We start from the raw sequence: 24763 nt of genomic DNA, 5'->3' as shown, positions 1-24763 counted from the left end.
CTTTTGTTTTTCTCCCCTCCCGCACGTGCCATAAGGTACAATCCCCGCTTTCTTTATCCACAAGGGACAAAAAATGGACGCTCGTTTTGTTCAGGCCCATAAAGAGGCGCGCTGGGCGCTGTGGCTGACCCTTTTATATCTTGCCACATGGTTAGTGGCCGCTTACTTACCAGATTCCACGCTCGGTTTTACCGGCTTACCACACTGGTTCGAAATGGCCTGCCTGCTAACGCCGCTGGTTTTCATCGTGCTGTGCTGGGCGATGGTGAAGTTTATCTATCGCGACATTCCGTTGGAGGATGACGATGCAGCTTGAAGTTATTTTGCCGCTGGTCGCCTATCTGTTGGTGGTCTTCGGTCTTTCCGTTTACGCCATGCGTAAGAGATCGACCGGCACTTTCCTGAATGAATATTTCCTCGGCAGCCGCTCGATGGGCGGGGTCGTATTAGCCATGACGCTAACGGCAACCTACATTAGCGCCAGTTCGTTTATTGGCGGTCCTGGCGCCGCTTACAAATACGGGCTGGGATGGGTGCTGCTGGCGATGATCCAGTTGCCCGCCGTTTGGCTTTCTTTGGGGATTCTTGGTAAGAAATTCGCGATTCTGGCGCGCCGTTATAATGCCGTTACCCTCAACGATATGCTGTTTGCCCGCTACCAGAGTCGCCTGCTTGTGTGGCTGGCAAGCCTTAGCCTGCTGGTCGCGTTTGTCGGTGCAATGACCGTACAGTTTATTGGCGGCGCACGTTTGCTTGAAACCGCTGCGGGTATACCTTACGAAACCGGTCTGCTTATTTTTGGCGTCAGTATCGCATTGTATACGGCGTTCGGCGGTTTTCGCGCCAGCGTACTGAACGACACCATGCAGGGTATGGTGATGCTGATTGGTACTATTGTTCTGCTGGTCGGCGTCGTTCATGCTGCCGGTGGCCTCAGCAATGCGGTGGTAACCCTGCAAACTATCGACCCTAAACTGGTCTCGCCGCAAGGCGCGGATGACATTCTGTCACCCACGTTCATGACCTCATTCTGGGTACTGGTGTGCTTTGGCGTAATTGGGCTGCCGCATACAGCAGTACGCTGCATATCTTATAAAGACAGCAAAGCTGTACACCGCGGCATTATCATCGGCACCATCGTAGTGGCGATCCTGATGTTTGGTATGCATCTGGCAGGTGCGTTGGGGCGTGCGGTGATCCCTGATCTGACAGTGCCGGATCTGGTTATCCCTACGCTGATGGTCAAAGTGTTGCCGCCGGTAGCTGCTGGGATCTTCCTCGCGGCCCCCATGGCCGCGATCATGTCGACGATCAATGCCCAATTGCTGCAAAGTTCCGCTACGATCATTAAGGATCTGTACCTGAACCTGCGTCCGGAACAGCTGAAAAACGAAACCCGGCTGAAGCGCATGTCGGCAGTGATTACCCTGTTGCTCGGCGCGTTACTGCTACTAGCTGCCTGGAAACCACCAGAAATGATTATCTGGCTTAACCTGCTGGCGTTTGGCGGGCTGGAAGCTGTCTTCCTGTGGCCGCTGGTACTGGGCCTGTACTGGGAGCGGGCAAACGCGGCGGGCGCTTTGAGCGCGATGATTATCGGCGGCGTTCTTTATGCAGTACTCGCTACATTTAACATTCAGTACCTGGGTTTCCACCCGATTGTGCCCGCGTTACTGATAAGCTTGCTGGCTTTCCTGATCGGCAACCGTTTCGGTTCTGCCGTCCCGCAAGCCGCCATATTGACTACTGATAAATAAAAGAGTTTTGCCATGCCATGGATCCAACTGAAACTGAACACGACCGGTGCCAACGCTGAAGAGTTGAGCGATGCGCTGATGGAAGCGGGCTCCGTTTCCATTACTTTCCAGGACACGCATGATACGCCGGTATTTGAGCCTCTGCCGGGCGAGACTCGCCTGTGGGGAGATACCGACGTTATCGGCTTGTTCGATGCAGAAACCGACATGAAAGAAGTGGTTGCCATCCTGGAGCAGCATCCGCTGCTGGGTGCAGGCTTCGCGCATAAAATCGAACAGCTCGAAGACAAAGACTGGGAACGCGAATGGATGGATAACTTCCACCCGATGCGCTTTGGTGAACGTTTGTGGATTTGCCCAAGCTGGCGCGATGTCCCAGATGAGAATGCCGTCAACGTGATGCTGGACCCGGGTCTGGCGTTTGGTACCGGCACTCACCCCACCACCTCCCTATGCCTGCAATGGCTGGACGGTCTCGATCTTAACGGCAAAACGGTTATCGACTTTGGCTGCGGCTCCGGCATTCTTGCCATTGCGGCACTGAAGCTGGGTGCGGCAAAAGCCATCGGCGTAGACATCGATCCGCAAGCAATTCAGGCCAGCCGTGATAACGCCCAGCGTAATGGCGTTTCTGAGCGTCTGGAGCTTTATCTGCCGAAAGACCAGCCAGAGGCGATGAAAGCCGACGTGGTGGTCGCAAACATCCTCGCAGGCCCATTACGTGAACTGGCACCGTTAATCAGCGTACTGCCCGTTGAGGGCGGTTTACTGGGTCTTTCTGGCATTCTTGCCAGCCAGGCGGAAAGAGTCTGTGAGGCCTATGCCGAACTCTTTACGCTCGATCCGGTTATCGAGAAAGAAGAGTGGTGCCGCATTACCGGTCAGAAAAAATAATCCCCTCTCGTTACCGTTGGTAACGCAATAATCGCTCTTTTTTTCGCAAAAGGATTTGCGGAAATGAGAGCGAGATCGCATTACAAAGCCACTATTTGCTCACAAAAACAGCTTTTTATCCTGATAACCTGAGGCTGGCCGTAATAAAAAAAGAGAAGTTTTCGGAATTTATAAACGGATGAAAAATTAGCACAACCACGTATCAAACTGATTATTAAAGATTTTAATTTGAAACTGTGTACTTAACCAGCAATTCATTGATCCACCTCAGTGGATTGGTCAAAGTTTGGCCTTTCATCTCGTGCGAAAAATGCGTAATATACGCCGCCTTGCAGTCACAGTATGGTCATTTCTTAACTCATGCGCATCGGACAATACCAGCTCAGAAATCGCCTGATCGCAGCACCTATGGCTGGCATCACTGACAGACCATTCAGGACGCTGTGCTATGAGATGGGAGCAGGATTGACGGTATCCGAGATGATGTCTTCTAACCCGCAGGTTTGGGAAAGTGACAAGTCTCGTTTACGGATGGTGCACGTTGATGAGCCAGGAATTCGCACGGTGCAAATTGCCGGTAGCGACCCTGTTGAGATGGCCGATGCCGCACGTATTAACGTGGAAAGCGGCGCCCAGATTATTGATATCAATATGGGGTGTCCGGCTAAAAAAGTGAATCGCAAGCTCGCAGGTTCAGCCCTCTTGCAGTACCCGGATCTAGTGAAATCAATACTAACCGAGGTCGTCAATGCAGTGGACGTTCCTGTCACACTCAAGATTCGCACCGGCTGGGCTCCGGAACACCGTAACTGCGTAGAGATTGCCCAACTGGCTGAAGACTGTGGCATTCAGGCTCTGACCATTCATGGACGCACCCGCGCCTGTTTGTTCAATGGAGATGCTGAGTACGACAGTATTCGGGCAGTTAAGCAGAAAGTTTCCATTCCGATTATCGCGAATGGCGACATTACTGACCCGCATAAAGCCAGAGCTGTACTCGACTATACGGGGGCGGATGCCCTGATGATAGGACGTGCAGCTCAGGGAAGACCCTGGATCTTTCGGGAAATCCAGCATTATCTGGACACTGGGGAGCTGCTGCCCCCGCTGCCTCTGGCAGAGGTGAAGCGCTTGCTTTGTGCGCACGTTCGGGAACTGCACGACTTTTATGGTCAGGCAAAAGGGTACCGAATTGCGCGTAAACACGTATCCTGGTATCTCCAGGAACACGCTCCGGATGACCAGTTTCGGCGCACATTCAACGCCATTGAAGATTCCAGCGAACAGCTGGCGGCGTTGGAGGCATACTTCGAAAATTTTGCGTAAACAGAAATAAAGAGCTGACAGAACTATGTTCGAACAACGCGTAAATTCTGACGTACTGACCGTTTCTACCGTTAACTCTCAGGATCAGGTAACTCAAAAGCCCCTGCGTGACTCGGTTAAACAGGCACTGAAGAACTATTTTGCTCAATTGAATGGTCAGGATGTTAACGATCTCTATGAGCTGGTACTGGCTGAAGTAGAACAGCCCCTGTTGGACATGGTGATGCAATACACCCGCGGTAACCAGACCCGTGCTGCCCTGATGATGGGCATCAACCGTGGTACGCTGCGTAAAAAACTGAAAAAATACGGCATGAACTGATACTAATCAGCGAAATGTTTGTTTTAAAAGGCGCTACTCGGCATGGGGAAGCGCCTTTTTTATTAACGTCACACGGGAGGCTTTGGCGATGAACGCAAGATGTGAACCTGTCTATTTTGGCGATGAATCTAAAAAGATAATCCTGGGTGATGCTCTGACCGAACTGAAAAAGCTGCCGTCAGAAAGCGTCGATCTCATTTTCGCCGACCCACCTTATAACATCGGTAAAGACTTTGACGGGATGGTGGAATCCTGGGACGAAGAGGCATTTTTGGCATGGCTGTTTGAGTGCATTGACGAGTGCCATCGCATTCTCAAACCACACGGCACCATGTACATCATGAACAGTACGGAGAACATGCCGTACATCGATCTCAAATGCCGCCAGCTCTTTACCATCAAGAGCCGTATCGTGTGGTCATACGATAGCTCCGGGGTGCAGGCCAAAAATCACTTTGGTTCGATGTATGAACCGCTTCTGATGATGGTAAAAGATCAGAAAAACTACACGTTTAATCGTGATGATATTTTGGTTGAAGCCAAAACGGGCGCTAAACGTGCACTGATAGACTACAGAAAGAACCCGCCCCAACCTTACAACCAGAAAAAAGTACCAGGCAATGTCTGGGAGTTTCCACGCGTTCGTTATCTGATGGACGAATACGAAAATCACCCGACTCAAAAACCCAAAGCCCTCCTTGAACGCATCATTCTGGCTTCCTCCAGTCCAGATGACAGCGTGCTGGATCCGTTTGCCGGTAGCTTCACGACCGGTGCCACTGCCGTGGAATTAGGTCGCAAGTTTGTCGGGATTGAAATCAATGCCGAGTACGTAAAAATGGGGCTCAGAAGAATGAGCATTGGTTCGCATTTTTCAGAGAATGAACTTGCAAAGGTGAAAAAGCGGAAGACAAAAAATCTGTCTAAAAAGAGTCGATTAACAGCAAAGAGCGGCGATCTTTCAGCAAAGTAAAGGCATTGTAAGTCTGCTTTTCAGCTTGCAGATTTCGTGTATATTCCCTGCACGCTTGGGCATGAATACACAGGGTTTGGTAATGATTCGCAAGTATTGGTGGCTGGTTGTTTTTGCGGTCTTCGTTTTTCTCTTTGATGCGCTGCTCATTCAGTGGATAGAGCTGATGACAACGGAGCACGATAAGTGCCGGAATATGAATTCTGTAAACCCCCTCAAGCTGGTCAACTGCGTCGACCTCGAATAGCACGACGAAAAATACATCGACAGCCGTCAGGCCTTGGCGGCTAAAACTCCCCTGGCTGATTTTCACTCTGCATTAATTGCATTACACAGCCATCTGGGCTTAACATTTTTAATACGTTATCAACTAATACTGGTGCTTGCCCATACAAATCATAACTCACTGGATTCATTAACCAGTTTTTTATTATTCCGCTAAAGCTACCGTGCAGAATAATGATGATGACATCTAAATCCAGACTGGTAGCAATCAGATTTTCATCCACGCACTTTTGCAGTGAATCACGAATGCTTTGATGACTGAGACCTATTTTATCGCGAATGGTCTGTTCTGATATCATATCGTTATGAAATTCACATTTATGATATAAAATTTGCATTAATGCCTGCTGGCGAGGATTCTGTGCAATATATTGCAATCCCACCACAAACTTTTCACGCAGTCGCTGTAAAGGATTATCCCCCCAACGACCAATAAGCTTATCCTGAATAAGATCGCGTAATGAAGGTTGTTGTAACCATAGCGCATTGAACAATTGCGTCTTATTTTCAAAATGCCAATAGAGCGCCCCCCGCGTCACGCTGGCGGCATCCGCAATGTCGTTTAACGTCGTATTGCTAACACCACGCACGGCAAACTGCATAATCGCTGTTTCTATCAGGTGCTGTCGTGTTTTGAGGGCATCAGCTTTCGTTTTTCTGGCCATGGTTTCGACTGTCTGAGGTAAGGTAGAGAATGATTAACTTTCTTATCTAATATTTGCTAAACGGAACAAATGTATCACTTAGCGTTTATTTAGACGAGTTCTAAAACAGTTAATTATGGACATTGCACACGAATAAACAAAACAAATAACAACCACAAATATATTCACCAACCAAATACTTATTTCAATATGTGTTTATGCGCATCATAGCATTACTATTAAAACCATAATGAAACAACCGAAGATTAATCCTTTTTTGTTTTTACGTGCCGTGTATCGCGCCCATAAATAAGTATTACTTACATCGCAAGCTAATAATTTGTAGGATAGCCAACCATTATTTTTACTTGTGCGCGTTATCGCCTCTGCGTTACCCGGTTAATAACGAGCGTTCGGTTTTTTAAGGAATAGAAATGACGAAAAATGCCAGGTTTTCACTCCTGCCCTCATTCATCATCATGTCCGCTGTATTACTCGCCGGTTGTAACGATCAGGGAGAAACACAAGCTCACCCCGCAGAGCCGCAGGTGACTGTCCATGTCGTCGAAAAGGCGCCTTTAGCCGTGACGACCGAATTACCAGGGCGCACAACAGCATTTCGTATTGCTGAAGTCCGTCCTCAGGTCAGCGGGATTGTACTTAAACGGAATTTCACCGAGGGAAGCGATGTTGAAGCCGGTCAGTCGCTTTATCAGATCGATCCCGCGACTTACCAGGCCGACTACGACAGCGCCAAAGGCGAACTGGCAAAGAGTGAAGCGGCAGCAGCTATCGCACATTTAACGGTAAAACGTTATGTCCCGCTGGTTGGCACTAAGTACATCAGCCAGCAAGAGTACGATCAGGCCATTGCTGATGCTCGCCAGGCCGATGCCTCCGTTATCGCGGCAAAAGCGGCGGTCGAAAGCGCTCGTATCAACCTGGCCTACACCAAAGTGACATCGCCCATTAGCGGACGTATCGGTAAATCTAACGTCACCGAAGGCGCATTAGTCACGAATGGCCAGGCAACTGAGCTTGCTACCGTGCAACAACTTGATCCTATTTACGTCGACGTAACACAGTCCAGTAATGACTTTATGCGCCTCAAACAGTCCGTTAAGCAAGGGAGCCTGCATAAAGACAGCGCCAGCAGTACCGTCGAACTGGTGATGGAAAATGGTCAGTCGTACCCGCTGAAAGGTGCGTTGCAGTTCTCTGATGTCACCGTTGATGAAAGTACCGGATCCATCACCCTCAGGGCCGTATTCCCTAACCCACAGCACACGCTGCTGCCGGGCATGTTTGTGCGTGCTCGTATTGATGAAGGCGTCCAGCCGAATGCCATTCTCGTTCCCCAACAAGGGGTAACGCGTACGCCACGCGGCGATGCAACGGTGATGGTTGTCAATGACAAGAGTCAGGTCGAGGCTCGCACCGTCGTTGCCACTCAGGCGATAGGTGATAAGTGGTTAATCAGCGAGGGCTTACAGCCTGGCGATAAGGTTATCGTCAGCGGATTGCAGAAAGCGCGTCCCGGCGTAAAGGTTAAAGCAACCACCGATACCGAAACTCCAGCCGCAAAAACTGCGCAATAAGGTAACCGGACATGGCTAACTTTTTTATCAATCGCCCTATTTTTGCCTGGGTTCTGGCCATCATTCTGATGATGGCAGGGGCTCTGGCAATCATGCAACTGCCCGTTGCACAGTATCCGACCATTGCACCTCCTGCGGTCGCTATTTCTGCCACCTACCCAGGTGCGGATGCGCAGACGGTACAAGACACGGTTACGCAGGTTATCGAACAGAATATGAACGGTATCGATAACCTGATGTATATGTCCTCCACCAGCGATTCCTCCGGGAGCGTCACCATTACTCTGACTTTCGAGTCGGGTACTGACCCGGATATCGCACAGGTCCAGGTGCAAAACAAATTACAGTTAGCGATGCCCTTACTGCCTCAGGAAGTACAGCAGCAGGGAATCAGCGTCGAGAAATCCAGTAGCGGTTTCCTGATGGTGGCGGGTTTTGTCTCCGATAATAACAATCTGACGCAGGATGATATTTCCGACTATGTGGCGTCTAACGTTAAAGACGCAATAAGCCGAACAGCCGGTGTCGGCGATGTCCAGATGTTTGGTGCACAGTACGCAATGCGCATCTGGCTCGACAGCAACGCAATGAACAAATATCAGTTGACTCCTCTGGACGTTATCAATCAACTGAGAACGCAAAACAATCAGATTGCCGCAGGCCAACTGGGAGGCGCACCATCCGTCCAGGGTCAACAACTTAATGCCTCCATTATTGCTCAGACACGCCTGAAAACGCCGGAAGAGTTTGGCCGCATAACGCTGAAGGTGGGCCAGGATGGCTCAATGGTTCACCTCAGAGATGTAGCCCGCATCGAACTCGGCGGCGAAAACTATAACATGGTGACGAAAATTAATGGTCAGCCCGCAACAGGTCTGGGCATTAAGCTGGCGACCGGTGCAAACGCGCTGGATACTGCTGCAGGCGTCAAAGCAAAGCTGGCTGAGTTACAACCTTTCTTTCCGCAAGGTTTGCAAGTGGTTTACCCCTATGACACTACACCATTTGTAAAAATCTCGATTAACGAGGTGGTGAAAACGCTGTTTGAAGCCATCATCCTCGTCTTCCTGGTGATGTACCTGTTCCTGCAAAATCTGCGCGCCACGCTGATTCCAACTATCGCAGTGCCTGTCGTGCTGTTGGGTACATTCGCGATCCTCGCAGCATTCGGATTCTCCATCAATACGCTAACGATGTTCGGAATGGTGCTGGCCATCGGCCTGCTGGTCGATGACGCCATCGTGGTAGTAGAAAATGTCGAACGCGTCATGGCGGAAGAGAAACTGCCGCCCAAAGAGGCGACGCAGAAATCCATGGTCCAGATCCAGGGCGCGCTGGTCGGGATCGCGATGGTGCTCTCGGCGGTATTTATCCCCATGGCGTTCTTTGGCGGCTCGACCGGCGCCATTTACCGCCAGTTCTCTCTGACCATTGTTTCAGCGATGGCGCTTTCTGTTCTGGTCGCCCTCATTCTTACGCCAGCGCTTTGTGCAACGCTGCTAAAACCCGTTTCCGCCGGACATGTTGAAAAGAAAGGCGGTTTTTTCGGATGGTTTAACGCCCTGTTCGATAAAAGCGTCGGGCATTACAGCAATAGTATCAGCGGTATTCTGCGCAAAACCGGACGCTACTTGTTGCTATATGTTCTTATCGTCGGCGGAATGGCTGTTCTGTTTTTACGCCTCCCTACCTCCTTCTTGCCCGAAGAGGATCAGGGGGTCTTTATGACAATGGTACAACTTCCTGCCGGTGCGACACAGACGCGCACACAGCAGGTGCTGGATCAGATTCAGAATTACTACCTGAACCAGGAAAAAGCTAACGTAAAATCGGTATTCACCGTTAATGGATTCAGCTTTAGCGGCCAGGGACAGAACTCCGGTATCGTCTTTATTAGCCTCAAACCATGGGAAGAGCGTTCGGGCGATGAAAACGGCGTGACGGCTATCGTCGAACGTGCGACCAGGGCGTTCAGCCAGATTAAAGATGGACTGGTGTTCCCGTTCAACATGCCTGCCATTCTTGAACTGGGTACCGCGACCGGCTTTGATTTTCAGTTAATTGATCAGGCTAACCTCGGTCATACAGAACTGACGAAAGCCCGGAACCAGTTGCTGGGTATGGTGAGAGAGCATCCAGATTTACTGGTGCGCGTGCGCCCTAACGGTCTGGAAGATACCCCGCAATTTAAGCTGGATATTGATCAGGAAAAAGCCCAGGCGTTAGGCGTAAGTCTGTCGGATATAAACCAAACGATTTCTACGGCCCTTGGCGGCACTTATGTGAACGATTTTATCGATCATGGCCGAGTGAAAAAGGTATACGTTCAGGCTGACGCGCCGTTCCGTATGTTACCCAACGACATCAACAATCTCTACGTACGTAGTGGGAATGGTGAAATGGTGCCATTCTCTGCGTTCAGTTCGTCGCATTGGATTTATGGTTCACCCCGCCTGGAGCGTTACAACGGTATGCCATCAATGGAAATACTGGGAGAGGCCGCGCCGGGTCGAAGCACCGGTGAAGCCATGGCGCTCATGGAAAACCTGGCAGCACAGCTGCCAACCGGTATCGGCTATGACTGGACGGGGATGTCATATCAGGAACGGCTCTCCGGCAATCAGGCACCTGCGTTATACGCTATTTCGTTAATCGTCGTCTTCCTGTGTCTCGCCGCATTGTATGAGAGCTGGTCTATTCCATTTTCAGTCATGTTGGTTGTACCGCTCGGCGTGGTCGGTGCGCTTCTGGCGGCGTCCATACGCGGTCTGAATAACGACGTTTACTTCCAGGTAGGTCTGCTGACTACCATCGGTCTTTCCGCCAAAAACGCTATCCTTATCGTGGAGTTTGCCAAAGACCTGATGGATAAAGAAGGTAAAGGGTTGATTGAAGCCACACTGGAGGCGTCACGCATGCGTCTTCGTCCAATCCTGATGACATCTCTGGCGTTTATTCTGGGGGTTATGCCTCTGGTTATCAGCCACGGAGCAGGTAGCGGGGCGCAGAATGCGGTTGGTACAGGCGTAATGGGAGGCATGCTGACCGCGACATTGTTGGCAATCTTCTTCGTCCCCGTCTTCTTCGTTGTCGTCAGACGCCGTTTTAGTCGGCGCAACGTTTAATTTGTAAAATAAAGGCGTCTTAGGACGCCTTTTTAACCCAAGATGCCCCTCTTTATTTATTAATAAGATAGCCATTTATTTCTAATAAACCCTTCCTGAAAAACTCGCCAGTCACCTTTCTTTTTATCCATTATTTTTACAATCCACATGAATTGAGATTATTCCTCATGTCAGTATTTTTTTAAGAAGTGGTAAAATAATCGCCGAGTTCGCAGATGGCTTAGCGTTTGTCTTTGCTCAATTAGCGAAACGCTTATTTTTGAGGTAACACCATGAAAAGATTAATATCCGTTGCATTGCTTACCGTATTCCTGGCCGGCTGTGCACACGATTCTCCTTGCGTACCTGTATACGACGATCAGGGGCGCTTGGTTCATACCAATACCTGTATGAAAGGCACCACGCAGGATAACTGGGAAACAGCCGGTGCCATCGCCGGTGGCGCAGCAGCCGTTGCCGGGCTGACGCTTGGGATAGTCGCCCTGACCAAATAAATCTTCTTAAAAGCGCGGTGGGTACCGCGCTTTTTGCAATAAGAATTAAATCTTCATATAAGACAAAACGTTGGTATATAGCACTCAACGTATAATAAAATTATTATAGATTTTCCTCACATATCCACGATTTGAAATTAGCATTTTTTCAGTTCTTCGTAACAGCGCGCTTTCTTTTCATTATTCTCACGTCATCAATATTAACGTACGAAATCGTTATCACGCGTCCGGTTTGATTTTTAAATTTTTTGCGCCGAAATGTGGCTTACGTTTCAATTTTGCACCACTTCAGGGCGCTGCAACTATTTTTTCCTGTCTACACTCTGAATATTGCGTCGAATAATCGTGCGCAAAAACCTGGCACTACCTTTGCTTAAAAGAGTATGGCCATAGCCACAGACAGGTAAAAGACGTTTTCAGAACGTTTCCATAACAATAATTCCTCCACACAGGATGCTCTATGAAAAAGATGATAATAGCCAGCCTGGCTGCGGCCGGCGTGCTGCTTGCGGTTGCAAATCAGGCACATGCCGGCGCAACACTTGATGCCGTAAAGAAAAAAGGTTTTGTACAGTGTGGGATCAGTGACGGGTTGCCTGGCTTTTCTTATGCCGATGCAAGCGGTAAGTTCTCAGGTATTGATGTCGACGTATGTCGTGGCGTTGCCTCCGCCGTATTTGGCGATGATAGCAAAGTAAAATATACCCCGCTCACCGCCAAGGAACGCTTTACCGCACTACAATCTGGTGAAGTCGACATGCTCTCTCGTAATACCACCTGGACCTCCTCTCGTGACGCAGGAATGGGAATGTCTTTCACTGGCGTAACGTATTACGACGGCATTGGTTTTCTTACCCACAATAAAGCGGGTCTCAAGAGTGCTAAAGAGCTGGATGGCGCAACGGTTTGTATCCAGGCAGGAACAGATACCGAACTGAACGTGGCTGACTACTTTAAAGCCAACAACATGAAGTACACCCCTGTCACCTTTGACCGCTCGGATGAATCAGCTAAAGCTCTGGAATCTGGACGCTGCGACACGCTGGCTTCCGACCAGTCTCAGTTGTACGCCCTGCGAATCAAGCTGAGTAATCCTGCGGAGTGGATTGTCCTGCCAGAAGTTATTTCTAAAGAACCGCTGGGACCTGTTGTACGTCGTGGGGACGATGAGTGGTTCTCCATTGTTCGCTGGACGCTGTTCGCCATGCTGAATGCGGAAGAAATGGGCGTTAACTCGAAAAACGTCGATGAAAAAGCGGCTAATCCTGCAACGCCGGATATGGCACACCTGTTAGGCAAAGAAGGGGATTATGGCAAGGATCTAAAGCTTGATAACAAATGGGCTTACAACATTATCAAGCAGGTAGGTAACTACTCGGAGATCTTTGAGCGTAACGTGGGATCGGAAAGCCCACTGAAGATCAAACGTGGACAGAACAACCTCTGGAATAACGGTGGCATTCAATATGCGCCACCGGTGCGCTAATGCGTAGTGATGTAACGGGCGCCGCGACTGCGGCGCTCAGTCCAGAGTCATAGTTACCGAGGTTTTCTTATGTTCCATCGCCGCTCAATCGTAAAAGGATCGTTATCCTTTTCTAACCCTGCGGTCCGCGCCTGGTTATTTCAAATACTTGCCGTCATTGCGGTCATCAGTATTGCGGTCTATCTCATTCATAACACAATAAATAACCTGAACAATAGCGGTATTACCTCGGGATTCTCTTTTCTCGATCGCAGCGCCGGATTTGGTATTGTCCAGCATCTGATCGATTACGAGCAAGGCGATACGTATGGCCGTGTCTTTATCGTTGGCCTGCTCAATACGCTATTGGTTTCTGCACTGTGCATTGTTTTCGCATCAATTCTTGGTTTCTTTCTCGGACTGGCACGCCTGTCAGATAACTGGTTATTACGAAAGCTCTCGACGATCTACATCGAAACGTTCCGCAATATACCGCCGCTGCTGCAGATCTTCTTTTGGTATTTCGCCGTATTACGTAACCTGCCCGGCCCACGTCAGGCCGTTAACGCGCTGGACTTGATGTTTCTGAGTAACCGGGGACTCTATATTCCGGCACCGCAAATAGGAGAAGGATTTTTTGCCTTTTGCGGCGCTGTAATTATCGCTATCGTCGTCACTATCGGGCTATTTCGCTACAACAGAATGCACCAGACTAAAACCGGTCAGCTACGCCGGACCTGGCCCACAGCTCTGGCGCTGATCGTGCTTTTACCGATGATCTCACAGTGGCTGTTTGGCGCAGCGCTTCACTGGGATATCCCCGCCCTTCGCGGTTTTAACTTCCGTGGCGGTATGGTGCTTATTCCCGAACTGGCTGCCCTGACGCTGGCGCTTTCAGTGTATACCTCGGCGTTTATTGCAGAAATTATTCGAGCGGGAATCCAGGCCGTTCCTTATGGCCAACATGAAGCAGCACGCTCGCTGGGCCTCCCAAATCCGGTGACACTGCGCCAGGTGATCATCCCACAGGCGCTGCGCGTCATCATTCCCCCATTAACCAGCCAGTATCTGAATATCGTCAAAAACTCCTCTCTTGCGGCCGCCATTGGCTACCCGGATATGGTTTCACTGTTTGCCGGCACGGTACTCAATCAAACAGGGCAAGCCATTGAAACTATTGCTATCACGATGTCGGTGTACCTGATCATCAGCCTGAGCATTTCTCTGCTGATGAATATTTATAACCGCCGTATTGCACTGATTGAGCGCTAAGGAGCCATGATGACAAAAGCACTGCTGTCTCACCCCTCGCGTCAGAACAGTAACCCGGCAAGCCGCAGTCTACTCTGGATGCGTAAAAACCTGTTCTCCAGTTGGTCAAATAGCCTGCTCACGCTGCTGTGCGTTTGGCTGATTTGGTCATTTCTTCCGCCACTGATGAACTGGGTATTCTTTCAGGCCAATTGGGTCGGTTCAACCCGCGCAGACTGCACCAAAGCAGGGGCTTGCTGGGTGTTCATTCATGAACGCTTTGGGCAATTCATGTATGGACTTTATCCCCACGATCAGCGCTGGCGCGTAAATCTGGCCCTGATCATTGGCCTGGCCTCTATCGTCCCTATGTTCTGGAAATCTATTCCCCACCGTGGCCGCTATATCGCCGTCTGGGCCGTCGTTTATCCCGTGGTGGTCTGGTGGTTGATGTACGGTGGTTTTTTCGGACTTGAGCGCGTAGAAACCCGACAGTGGGGCGGATTAACACTGACGCTTATCATTGCATCCGTGGGGATTGCGGGCGCGCTTCCGTGGGGTATTTTACTGGCGCTTGGACGCCGGTCTCATATGCCAGTCGTGCGGATTTTATCCGTCATTTTCATTGAGTTCTGGCGCGGTGTGCCGTTGATTACCGTCCTTTTTATGTCCTCGGTCATGCTTCCTCTGTTTATGTCCGAAGGGGCCAGTATCGACAAACTTATCCGGGCGCTGGTCGGCGTGATTCTTTTCCAGTCGGCGTATGTCGCAGAAGTGGTTCGCGGAGGGTTACAGGCCCTACCAAAAGGTCAGTATGAAGCCGCTGAATCACTGGCGTTAGGGTACTGGAAAACGCAAGGGCTGGTCATTCTTCCGCAAGCCCTCAAGCTGGTTATTCCGGGTCTGGTTAACACGATTATCGCCCTGTTTAAGGATACCAGTCTGGTCATCATCATCGGCCTGTTTGATCTCTTCAGTAGCGTGCAGCAGGCAACTGTGGACCCTGCATGGTTGGGTATGTCGACGGAAGGATATGTTTTCGCTGCACTGATTTACTGGATCTTCTGTTTTAGCATGTCGCGTTACAGCCAACATCTGGAAAAACGTTTTAATACCGGGCGTACACCGCACTGAGGAATTTATGAGCCAATTATTAATGCCGTCTACCGACGCGATGATTACGCTGGAAAACGTCAACAAATGGTACGGACAGTTTCACGTCCTGAAAAACATCAACCTGAAGGTAAAGCAGGGAGAACGCATCGTATTATGCGGACCTTCTGGTTCGGGTAAATCGACAACTATCCGCTGTATCAACCATCTGGAAGAGCATCAGCAAGGACGTATTGTGGTGGATGGGATCGAACTCAATGAAGATATCCGCAATATTGAGCGCGTCAGACAAGAAGTTGGCATGGTTTTTCAGCACTTTAATCTCTTTCCTCATTTGACGGTCCTGCAAAACTGCACGCTGGCACCGATCTGGGTGCAAAAGATGTCAAAAAAAGAGGCTGAGGCTCTGGCAATGCACTACCTTGAACGAGTTCGCATTGCTGAACATGCGCATAAATATCCTGGGCAAATCTCTGGTGGGCAGCAACAGCGCGTAGCCATTGCACGCTCACTGTGCATGAAACCTAAAATTATGTTATTCGATGAACCCACATCAGCGTTGGATCCTGAAATGGTAAAAGAAGTGCTTGATACCATGATAGGTCTGGCGCAATCAGGCATGACCATGCTGTGTGTTACCCATGAAATGGGCTTTGCCCGCACAGTGGCCGACCGGGTGATCTTTATGGATCTTGGCGAGATTGTTGAACAGGCAGCACCGGATGAGTTTTTTGCTCACCCCAAATCTGAACGCACTCGTGCGTTTTTGTCGCAGGTTATTCATTAAAGTCATGCGCCGGATACAACCCGGCGTTTAACAGATAAAACAAAAGGCCCAGTCTTTCGACTGGGCCTTTTGTTTTTATTTGATGTCTGGCAGTTCCCTACTCTCGCATGGGGAGACCCCACACTACCATCGGCGCTACGGCGTTTCACTTCTGAGTTCGGCATGGGGTCAGGTGGGACCACCGCGCTACAGCCGCCAGACAAATTCTTTTCTAAGTGCCAAACTTTAACCGAAAAACTGGTGCTGATACCCAGAGTCGAACTGGGGACCTCACCCTTACCAAGGGTGCGCTCTACCAACTGAGCCATATCAGCACACTAAATTTGATGCCTGGCAGTTCCCTACTCTCGCATGGGGAGACCCCACACTACCATCGGCGCTACGGCGTTTCACTTCTGAGTTCGGCATGGGGTCAGGTGGGACCACCGCGCTACAGCCGCCAGGCAAATTCTGTTTATCAACACGCTTTTCGCATGTCGATGTAATCTGTCATCAAGCTGAATATCGTGTCTCTTCGCCAAAACATCTTCGGCGTTGTAAGGTTAAGCCTCACGGTTCATTAGTATCGGTTAGCTCAACGTATCGCTACGCTTACACACCCGACCTATCAACGTCGTCGTCTTCAACGTTCCTTCAGGACCCTTAAAGGGTCAGGGAGAACTCATCTCGGGGCAAGTTTCGTGCTTAGATGCTTTCAGCACTTATCTCTTCCGCATTTAGCTACCGGGCAATGCCATTGGCATGACAACCCGAACACCAGTGATGCGTCCACTCCGGTCCTCTCGTACTAGGAGCAGCCCCCCTCAATTCTCCAGCGCCCACGGCAGATAGGGACCGAACTGTCTCACGACGTTCTAAACCCAGCTCGCGTACCACTTTAAATGGCGAACAGCCATACCCTTGGGACCTACTTCAGCCCCAGGATGTGATGAGCCGACATCGAGGTGCCAAACACCGCCGTCGATATGAACTCTTGGGCGGTATCAGCCTGTTATCCCCGGAGTACCTTTTATCCGTTGAGCGATGGCCCTTCCATTCAGAACCACCGGATCACTAAGACCTGCTTTCGCACCTGCTCGAGCCGTCACTCTCGCAGTCAAGCTAGCTTATGCCTTTGCACTAACCTCCTGATGTCCGACCAGGATTAGCTAACCTTCGTGCTCCTCCGTTACTCTTTAGGAGGAGACCGCCCCAGTCAAACTACCCACCAGACACTGTCCGCAACCCGGATCACGGGTCTACGTTAGAACACCAGCCATTAAAGGGTGGTATTTCAAGGTTGGCTCCATGCAGACTGGCGTCCACACTTCAAAGCCTCCCACCTATCCTACACATCAAGGACCAGTGTTCAGTGTCAAGCTATAGTAAAGGTTCACGGGGTCTTTCCGTCTTGCCGCGGGTACACTGCATCTTCACAGCGAGTTCAATTTCACTGAGTCTCGGGTGGAGACAGCCTGGCCATCATTACGCCATTCGTGCAGGTCGGAACTTACCCGACAAGGAATTTCGCTACCTTAGGACCGTTATAGTTACGGCCGCCGTTTACCGGGGCTTCGATCAAGAGCTTCTCCTTACGGATAACCCCATCAATTAACCTTCCGGCACCGGGCAGGCGTCACACCGTATACGTCCACTTTCGTGTTTGCACAGTGCTGTGTTTTTAATAAACAGTTGCAGCCAGCTGGTATCTTCGACTGATTTCAGCTCCATGAGTAAATCACTTCACCTACATATCAGCGTGCCTTCTCCCGAAGTTACGGCACCATTTTGCCTAGTTCCTTCACCCGAGTTCTCTCAAGCGCCTTGGTATTCTCTACCTGACCACCTGTGTCGGTTTGGGGTACGATTTCGTGTTACCTGATGCTTAGAGGCTTTTCCTGGAAGCAGGGCATTTGTTACTTCAGCACCGTAGTGCCTCGTCATCACACCTCAGCGTTAACAAGACTCCGGATTTACCTGGAATCTCCGCCTACATGCTTAAACCGGGACAACCGTCGCCCGGCTAACATAGCCTTCTCCGTCCCCCCTTCGCAGTAACACCAAGTACAGGAATATTAACCTGTTTCCCATCGACTACGCCTTTCGGCCTCGCCTTAGGGGTCGACTCACCCTGCCCCGATTAACGTTGGACAGGAACCCTTGGTCTTCCGGCGTGCGGGTTTTTCACCCGCATTATCGTTACTTATGTCAGCATTCGCACTTCTGATACCTCCAGCATGCCTCACAGCACACCTTCAACGGCTTACAGAACGCTCCCCTACCCAACAACACATAGTGTCGCTGCCGCAGCTTCGGTGCATGGTTTAGCCCCGTTACATCTTCCGCGCAGGCCGACTCGACCAGTGAGCTATTACGCTTTCTTTAAATGATGGCTGCTTCTAAGCCAACATCCTGGCTGTCTGTGCCTTCCCACATCGTTTCCCACTTAACCATGACTTTGGGACCTTAGCTGGCGGTCTGGGTTGTTTCCCTCTTCACGACGGACGTTAGCACCCGCCGTGTGTCTCCCGTGATAACATTCTTCGGTATTCGCAGTTTGCATCGGGTTGGTAAGTCGGGATGACCCCCTAGCCGAAACAGTGCTCTACCCCCGAAGATGAATTCACGAGGCGCTACCTAAATAGCTTTCGGGGAGAACCAGCTATCTCCCGGTTTGATTGGCCTTTCACCCCCAGCCACAAGTCATCCGCTAATTTTTCAACATTAGTCGGTTCGGTCCTCCAGTTAGTGTTACCCAACCTTCAACCTGCCCATGGCTAGATCACCGGGTTTCGGGTCTATACCCTGCAACTTAACGCCCAGTTAAGACTCGGTTTCCCTTCGGCTCCCCTATTCGGTTAACCTTGCTACAGAATATAAGTCGCTGACCCATTATACAAAAGGTACGCAGTCACCCCATAAAGAGGCTCCCACTGCTTGTACGTACACGGTTTCAGGTTCTTTTTCACTCCCCTCGCCGGGGTTCTTTTCGCCTTTCCCTCACGGTACTGGTTCACTATCGGTCAGTCAGGAGTATTTAGCCTTGGAGGATGGTCCCCCCATATTCAGACAGGATACCACGTGTCCCGCCCTACTCTTCGAGTTCACAACACATGCACTTTTGTGTACGGGACTATCACCCTGTACCGTCGGACTTTCCAGACCGTTCCACTACCACACATGCTGATTCAGACTCTGGGCTGCTCCCCGTTCGCTCGCCGCTACTGGGGGAATCTCGGTTGATTTCTTTTCCTCGGGGTACTTAGATGTTTCAGTTCCCCCGGTTCGCTTCATTACGCTATGTATTCACGTAATGATAGTGTGACGAATCACACTGGGTTTCCCCATTCGGAAATCGCCGGTTATAACGGTTCATATCACCTTACCGACGCTTATCGCAGATTAGCACGTCCTTCATCGCCTCTGACTGCCAGGGCATCCACCGTGTACGCTTAGTCGCTTAACCTCACAACCCGAAGATGTTTCGTAAAACACTTCAGTGTTGCGAAAATTTGAGAGACTCGGACACACCGCTTTTCATTTCTTATTACGGAGAAATGAAACAGTGTGTCGTTTCAATTTTCAGCTTGATCCAGATTTTTAAAGAGCAAAACTTCGCAGTGAACCTTTTCAGGTACACTCTGAAGTTTTCTTGTTTTTTTGCAGTAAAGGATGGTGGAGCTATGCGGGATCGAACCGCAGACCTCCTGCGTGCAAGGCAGGCGCTCTCCCAGCTGAGCTATAACCCCATCGTAAATGCTAATCTCTGTACCCTAATTCGTTTCCGGGCAAGGCGCGGTGGTGCGAAGCATACTGAAGTATGCGAGCATCGCCGTAACACAGCACGGAGGCGAATTTGGTAGGCCTGAGTGGACTTGAACCACCGACCTCACCCTTATCAGGGGTGCGCTCTAACCACCTGAGCTACAAGCCTGCAGAGATTTTCTTACTGCTAATTTTCATCAGACAATCTGTGTGAGCACTACAAAGAACGTTTCTTTAAGGTAAGGAGGTGATCCAACCGCAGGTTCCCCTACGGTTACCTTGTTACGACTTCACCCCAGTCATGAATCACAAAGTGGTAAGCGCCCTCCCGAAGGTTAAGCTACCTACTTCTTTTGCAACCCACTCCCATGGTGTGACGGGCGGTGTGTACAAGGCCCGGGAACGTATTCACCGTGGCATTCTGATCCACGATTACTAGCGATTCCGACTTCATGGAGTCGAGTTGCAGACTCCAATCCGGACTACGACATACTTTATGAGGTCCGCTTGCTCTCGCGAGGTCGCTTCTCTTTGTATATGCCATTGTAGCACGTGTGTAGCCCTACTCGTAAGGGCCATGATGACTTGACGTCATCCCCACCTTCCTCCAGTTTATCACTGGCAGTCTCCTTTGAGTTCCCGGCCGAACCGCTGGCAACAAAGGATAAGGGTTGCGCTCGTTGCGGGACTTAACCCAACATTTCACAACACGAGCTGACGACAGCCATGCAGCACCTGTCTCAGAGTTCCCGAAGGCACCAAAGCATCTCTGCTAAGTTCTCTGGATGTCAAGAGTAGGTAAGGTTCTTCGCGTTGCATCGAATTAAACCACATGCTCCACCGCTTGTGCGGGCCCCCGTCAATTCATTTGAGTTTTAACCTTGCGGCCGTACTCCCCAGGCGGTCGACTTAACGCGTTAGCTCCGGAAGCCACGCCTCAAGGGCACAACCTCCAAGTCGACATCGTTTACGGCGTGGACTACCAGGGTATCTAATCCTGTTTGCTCCCCACGCTTTCGCACCTGAGCGTCAGTCTTTGTCCAGGGGGCCGCCTTCGCCACCGGTATTCCTCCAGATCTCTACGCATTTCACCGCTACACCTGGAATTCTACCCCCCTCTACAAGACTCTAGCCTGCCAGTTTCGGATGCAGTTCCCAGGTTGAGCCCGGGGATTTCACATCCGACTTGACAGACCGCCTGCGTGCGCTTTACGCCCAGTAATTCCGATTAACGCTTGCACCCTCCGTATTACCGCGGCTGCTGGCACGGAGTTAGCCGGTGCTTCTTCTGCGAGTAACGTCAATTGCTGCGGTTATTAACCACAACACCTTCCTCCTCGCTGAAAGTACTTTACAACCCGAAGGCCTTCTTCATACACGCGGCATGGCTGCATCAGGCTTGCGCCCATTGTGCAATATTCCCCACTGCTGCCTCCCGTAGGAGTCTGGACCGTGTCTCAGTTCCAGTGTGGCTGGTCATCCTCTCAGACCAGCTAGGGATCGTCGCCTAGGTGAGCCGTTACCCCACCTACTAGCTAATCCCATCTGGGCACATCCGATGGCAAGAGGCCCGAAGGTCCCCCTCTTTGGTCTTGCGACGTTATGCGGTATTAGCTACCGTTTCCAGTAGTTATCCCCCTCCATCGGGCAGTTTCCCAGACATTACTCACCCGTCCGCCACTCGTCACCCAAGGAGCAAGCTCCTCTGTGCTACCGTTCGACTTGCATGTGTTAGGCCTGCCGCCAGCGTTCAATCTGAGCCATGATCAAACTCTTCAATTTAAGTTTGATGCTCGTGAATTAAACTTCGTAATGAATTACGTGTTCACTCAGAGACTTGGTATTCATTTTTCGTCTTGCGACGTTAAGAATCCGTATCTTCGAGTGCCCACACAGATTGTCTGATAAATTGTTAAAGAGCAGTTGCGACGCGCTTTAGCGCTCTGTCGCGAGGTGGCGTATATTACGCTTTCCTCTTTCAGAGTCAACCCTCATTTTCAGGTTTTTCTCTTCAACCGAACCGGCTGTTTGCGTGAAGTGATTCACATCCGCCGTGTCGATGGAGGCGCATTATAGGGATCCCATTTTTTAGCACAAGTATTTTTTGGATCTTTTTTGCTGAGTGCTTGTTTTTCACCCCTTTCGCTATATTCCTGCACAATTTGGCTGATTTTTGATAGCTAAATCACTTGCACAGTCTCGATAATCCAACCAAAGTCTTCATTACTGCTCTATTTTTGTTGAGGTAAACATGTCTGATGTATTACGTCCTTATAAGGATCTTTTCCCACAGATCGGAAAACGCGTGATGATCGACACCAGTAGCGTCGTCATTGGTGATACTCGTTTGGCTGATGACGTCGGGATTTGGCCGTTGGTTGCGATTCGTGGCGACGTCAACTATGTACAAATCGGCGCCCGTACAAACATTCAGGACGGCAGCGTTCTCCATGTCACACATAAATCCACATCTAATCCGCAAGGTAATCCATTGATCGTGGGTGAGGATGTGACGGTCGGTCATAAAGTCATGCTACACGGCTGCATCGTTGGCAACCGCGTATTGGTCGGTATGGGATCAATTTTACTGGACGGCGTAGTGGTAGAAGACGACGTTATGATTGGGGCAGGAAGCCTGGTGCCGCAAAACAAACGCCTGGAGAGTGGATATCTGTACCTGGGTAGCCCGGTTAAACAGATCCGGCCATTAAGTGACGAAGAGAAAGCAGGCTTAAAATACTCTGCTAACAACTACGTTAAATGGAAAGATGAGTATTTAAATCAGAGTAACCAAACCCAACCCTGAGAGTCTTCCTGCTGGTCCTGGATCAATGCTTCGGCCTCTTCTTCCAGGTCCCAGCGATGCTGTTGAAAGATTTCCAGCCATTGTTCAGGCGTGCAGCCGCCAAAGCGGGACGCCAACGTCTCCCCTGATATAGCGCATGTTAACTGCATACCATGGACCAACGCAGGGAAAACAACGGCGCTAATATCCGTCCGCCATTCTTCTCGATCGGGAAACTGGATCGCCTGATTCATACCGACATTTCCTGTTGCATGCTTTTGATGACGGGCTCAATCTGTGGCAATACACCATGCCAGAGTAAAACGGCGTGCGCTGCTTGTCCCACCAGCATCCCCAGACCATCGGCATACTGTTTCGCCCCATGTTCAGCACACCAGGAAAGGAACGGTGTATTCCCTTGCTGATAAAACATGTCATAGCAATAGACAGATGAGTGAATAAGCGATGTCGGAATGGCAGGTACCTCACCGCTAATTCCGCTGGATGTCGCATTAATAATTAAATCAAAACTGTAATTATCAAGCTCGTCCATTCCCACCGCCTGCACGCTGCCGGTATGGGAGAAGATTTGCGCCAGTTCTTCTGCGCGCGAAGCAGTACGGTTAACGATGGTTACCGCACAATCCAGAGAAAGAAGAGGTAATAAAACCCCACGGGATGCGCCACCGGCGCCAATCAACAGAACTCGCGATCCGGGACGAATGAAAGATAAACGTTCAAGATCGCTTAATAAGCCGATACCATCCGTGTTATCTCCCAGTAAACGCCCATCCTCGAGTCGTTTAAGAGTGTTGACCGCTCCAGCAAGCGATGCTCGCTCCGTTAATTCATCGGCACGCGCAAACGCCTCTTCCTTAAAAGGCACTGTGACATTTGCCCCCTTCCCGCCCTCAGCAAAAAAGGCATTCAGCGCATTCACAAAATCATTGATAGGTGCCAGTACACGTCCATAGGAATGATCAATTTTCAACTGCTCTGCAAATTGCTGATGAATAAAGGGCGATTTACTGTGCGCTATCGGATTACCAAAAACAGCATAGGCTTCTTTCATATTACCCCTGTCGAAACTGTTCACCGGTCAGAGCATCACGGATCTCCGAAGGATTCAAACGCCCTCCGGTCTCCCCTTCAACTACGGGAAAGTCTGTACCAAACTGCGCGCGGACTTCCTCTACCGTTCTGCAAGGCGGTAAGCCACTCAAATTAGCACTGGTGGAGACTAACGGTTTGCCATAAGCCTGGCACAATGCAACCACCAGCGGATGATCGGTGACTCGCACGGCCAGCGAGTCAAAACGACCGGTCAGCCAACGGGGCGTAGTCGCAGGCGCAGGGAAAACGAAGGTGACAGGACCAGGCCAGCGAGCGAACACAGCCTCACGTTGAGCATCAGTAAGGCTGCTATCGTCAATATAGGGCTTAAGCTGGTCAAAATTAGCCGCAATCAAAATTAAGCCTTTATCGACTGGGCGTTGTTTTAGCTCCAACAGACGGGTAACAGCCGTTTCGCTGTCGGGATCGCAGCCGACACCAAATACAGCTTCTGTTGGATAGGCGATGACTTTTTCTTGTTTCAGAACCGCTATCGCAGCAGCAATAGGGCCTGTGGGCAGGTTATTATTCACTTTTTTATTCCGCCGAGAACGGCTTTCCACATTGTTTACTGGCACAGAAATGCTTCACACCCTGCGCGGTTTTCTTTTCGATGAGTAGCGGATAATGGCACTCAGGACACTCTCCGGCTAACGGTTTGAAGTTAATGACAAACTGGCACTCCGGATAGCGATCGCAGGAGTAAAACGTTTTGCCATAACGGGAACGCCGCTGGACCAGGTGGCCAGTCTGGCATTGAGGACAGACTATTGCTGTTTCATCTGGCTTGTCGATAAGTTCGGTGTGTTCACACGTTGGATAATCGCTGCATCCAATAAACATCCCGAATCTTCCCTGTCTCAGCACCAGCTCGGCGCCACATGCAGGACAAAGCTTACCCTCCAGAACTTTGACAATATGTCCGTCCGCGGAAGATTTCAACGGACGGATGTAATCGCATTCTGGATAGTGTGAACAACCGAGAAACGGACCGTGTTTCCCGGAACGAATAACCAGTTCAGCCCCGCATTGTGGGCAGGGCTCGTTTTTACGCACCGTAAACAGTGCTGATTTAGCCATAACAACT

At 50.3% G+C, this 24763-nt stretch carries 20 protein-coding genes, 3 tRNA genes and 4 rRNA genes; 15 read left to right on the top strand and 12 right to left on the bottom strand.

Features of this window, described 5'->3' with window-relative positions:
• Positions 1-73 precede the first annotated feature (73 nt).
• The 7 genes from HV352_RS02180 to HV352_RS02150 all read left to right on the top strand — a co-directional run bounded on the left by HV352_RS02180 (position 74) and on the right by HV352_RS02150 (position 5519).
• Positions 74-316, top strand: a complete 243-nt coding sequence (locus HV352_RS02180; protein WP_016154721.1) for a YhdT family protein — start codon at positions 74-76, stop codon at positions 314-316.
• Complete coding sequence (gene panF, locus HV352_RS02175; protein ID WP_049268923.1) at positions 306-1757, top strand: sodium/pantothenate symporter; 1452 nt, start codon at positions 306-308, stop codon at positions 1755-1757. The genes HV352_RS02180 and panF overlap by 11 nt, the downstream gene beginning before the upstream one ends.
• A 12-nt stretch (positions 1758-1769) precedes the next feature.
• A complete protein-coding gene (gene prmA, locus HV352_RS02170) occupies positions 1770-2651 on the top strand; it encodes a 50S ribosomal protein L11 methyltransferase (protein ID WP_181635165.1) in 882 nt (293 codons plus the stop codon).
• A 360-nt stretch (positions 2652-3011) separates the two neighbouring features.
• Positions 3012-3977: a tRNA dihydrouridine synthase DusB gene (dusB, locus tag HV352_RS02165; protein ID WP_003025224.1), complete on the top strand. Its 966-nt coding sequence runs from the start codon at positions 3012-3014 to the stop codon at positions 3975-3977.
• A gap of 25 nt (positions 3978-4002) precedes the next feature.
• Positions 4003-4299 (top strand): DNA-binding transcriptional regulator Fis, encoded by a 297-nt coding sequence (gene fis, locus HV352_RS02160; protein WP_000462905.1) that lies wholly within the window; start codon positions 4003-4005, stop codon positions 4297-4299.
• A gap of 88 nt (positions 4300-4387) precedes the next feature.
• Positions 4388-5272, top strand: a complete 885-nt coding sequence (gene yhdJ, locus HV352_RS02155; RefSeq protein ID WP_047413935.1) for an adenine-specific DNA-methyltransferase — start codon at positions 4388-4390, stop codon at positions 5270-5272.
• A gap of 82 nt (positions 5273-5354) precedes the next feature.
• A complete protein-coding gene (locus HV352_RS02150) occupies positions 5355-5519 on the top strand; it encodes a DUF2556 family protein (protein ID WP_003025279.1) in 165 nt (54 codons plus the stop codon).
• 40 nt (positions 5520-5559) lie between these two features.
• Here the strand turns inward: HV352_RS02150 and envR are convergent, their stop codons facing one another.
• The gene (envR, locus tag HV352_RS02145) at positions 5560-6222 is read right to left on the bottom strand and encodes an acrEF/envCD operon transcriptional regulator (RefSeq protein WP_016157596.1); all 663 of its coding nucleotides are present in this window, start codon (positions 6220-6222) and stop codon (positions 5560-5562) included.
• A 413-nt stretch (positions 6223-6635) separates the two neighbouring features.
• Here envR and HV352_RS02140 point away from each other — a divergent pair, with 413 nt between their 5' ends.
• The 7 genes from HV352_RS02140 to HV352_RS02110 all read left to right on the top strand — a co-directional run bounded on the left by HV352_RS02140 (position 6636) and on the right by HV352_RS02110 (position 16034).
• The gene (locus HV352_RS02140) at positions 6636-7799 is read left to right on the top strand and encodes an efflux RND transporter periplasmic adaptor subunit (RefSeq protein ID WP_181635164.1); all 1164 of its coding nucleotides are present in this window, start codon (positions 6636-6638) and stop codon (positions 7797-7799) included.
• Between the two features lie 11 nt (positions 7800-7810).
• The gene (locus HV352_RS02135; RefSeq protein ID WP_016157598.1) at positions 7811-10924 is read left to right on the top strand and encodes an efflux RND transporter permease subunit; all 3114 of its coding nucleotides are present in this window, start codon (positions 7811-7813) and stop codon (positions 10922-10924) included.
• 272 nt (positions 10925-11196) lie between these two features.
• Positions 11197-11418 carry a lipoprotein gene (locus HV352_RS02130; RefSeq protein WP_046275048.1) on the top strand — a complete coding sequence of 74 codons (222 nt, stop codon included), beginning with the start codon at positions 11197-11199 and terminating at the stop codon, positions 11416-11418.
• 460 nt (positions 11419-11878) lie between these two features.
• Positions 11879-12904 (top strand): amino acid ABC transporter substrate-binding protein, encoded by a 1026-nt coding sequence (locus tag HV352_RS02125; RefSeq protein WP_003025295.1) that lies wholly within the window; start codon positions 11879-11881, stop codon positions 12902-12904.
• 69 nt (positions 12905-12973) lie between these two features.
• Entirely contained in the window at positions 12974-14155 is a 1182-nt protein-coding gene (locus HV352_RS02120; protein WP_181635163.1) for an amino acid ABC transporter permease, read from the top strand.
• A 9-nt stretch (positions 14156-14164) separates the two neighbouring features.
• Complete coding sequence (locus tag HV352_RS02115; RefSeq protein WP_181635467.1) at positions 14165-15268, top strand: amino acid ABC transporter permease; 1104 nt, start codon at positions 14165-14167, stop codon at positions 15266-15268.
• Positions 15269-15275: 7 nt separating this feature from the next.
• Positions 15276-16034 carry an amino acid ABC transporter ATP-binding protein gene (locus HV352_RS02110; RefSeq protein WP_047413929.1) on the top strand — a complete coding sequence of 253 codons (759 nt, stop codon included), beginning with the start codon at positions 15276-15278 and terminating at the stop codon, positions 16032-16034.
• Positions 16035-16118: 84 nt separating this feature from the next.
• On the opposite strand, the gene rrf (HV352_RS02105) is transcribed toward HV352_RS02110, so the two are convergent.
• The 7 genes from rrf (HV352_RS02105) to HV352_RS02075 form a co-directional block, all read right to left on the bottom strand.
• Positions 16119-16234, bottom strand: a 5S ribosomal RNA gene (gene rrf, locus HV352_RS02105).
• A 38-nt stretch (positions 16235-16272) separates the two neighbouring features.
• A tRNA-Thr gene (locus HV352_RS02100) sits at positions 16273-16348 on the bottom strand.
• A gap of 14 nt (positions 16349-16362) precedes the next feature.
• Positions 16363-16478 (bottom strand): 5S ribosomal RNA (gene rrf, locus HV352_RS02095).
• Positions 16479-16572: 94 nt separating this feature from the next.
• Positions 16573-19479, bottom strand: a 23S ribosomal RNA gene (locus HV352_RS02090).
• A gap of 207 nt (positions 19480-19686) precedes the next feature.
• Positions 19687-19762 (bottom strand) — tRNA-Ala (locus tag HV352_RS02085).
• Between the two features lie 108 nt (positions 19763-19870).
• A tRNA-Ile gene (locus HV352_RS02080) sits at positions 19871-19947 on the bottom strand.
• A 71-nt stretch (positions 19948-20018) separates the two neighbouring features.
• Positions 20019-21560, bottom strand: a 16S ribosomal RNA gene (locus HV352_RS02075).
• Together the 16S, 23S and 5S rRNA genes with 3 tRNA genes alongside form the textbook arrangement of a ribosomal RNA operon.
• Before the next feature lie 469 nt (positions 21561-22029).
• Between HV352_RS02075 and HV352_RS02070 the strand changes: the two genes are divergently transcribed.
• Complete coding sequence (locus tag HV352_RS02070) at positions 22030-22584, top strand: gamma carbonic anhydrase family protein (protein ID WP_016154733.1); 555 nt, start codon at positions 22030-22032, stop codon at positions 22582-22584.
• Here HV352_RS02070 and HV352_RS02065 read toward each other — a convergent pair.
• Genes HV352_RS02065 through HV352_RS02050 form a run of 4 tightly spaced genes read right to left on the bottom strand, consistent with a single transcriptional unit; the run spans position 22560 to position 24756 of the window.
• On the bottom strand, positions 22560-22817 hold the full coding sequence (locus tag HV352_RS02065; protein WP_047358921.1) for a DUF1488 domain-containing protein: 258 nt from the start codon (positions 22815-22817) through the stop codon (positions 22560-22562). The two genes, HV352_RS02070 and HV352_RS02065, sit on opposite strands and share 25 nt — an antisense overlap.
• Complete coding sequence (gene aroE / locus HV352_RS02060; RefSeq protein ID WP_047358920.1) at positions 22814-23635, bottom strand: shikimate dehydrogenase; 822 nt, start codon at positions 23633-23635, stop codon at positions 22814-22816. The genes HV352_RS02065 and aroE overlap by 4 nt, the downstream gene beginning before the upstream one ends.
• A gap of 1 nt (position 23636) precedes the next feature.
• On the bottom strand, positions 23637-24209 hold the full coding sequence (gene tsaC, locus HV352_RS02055) for an L-threonylcarbamoyladenylate synthase type 1 TsaC (protein WP_047358919.1): 573 nt from the start codon (positions 24207-24209) through the stop codon (positions 23637-23639).
• Positions 24210-24213: 4 nt separating this feature from the next.
• Entirely contained in the window at positions 24214-24756 is a 543-nt protein-coding gene (locus HV352_RS02050) for a type I DNA topoisomerase (protein ID WP_016154737.1), read from the bottom strand.
• Positions 24757-24763 lie beyond the last annotated feature (7 nt).

Origin of the sequence: Citrobacter sp. RHBSTW-01044, from assembly GCF_013781945.1 — a bacterium.
GTDB lineage: Bacteria > Pseudomonadota > Gammaproteobacteria > Enterobacterales > Enterobacteriaceae > Citrobacter > Citrobacter braakii.
The sequence above is the reverse complement of the archived record's forward strand: the minus strand, read 5'-3'. Positions and strand labels throughout refer to the sequence as shown.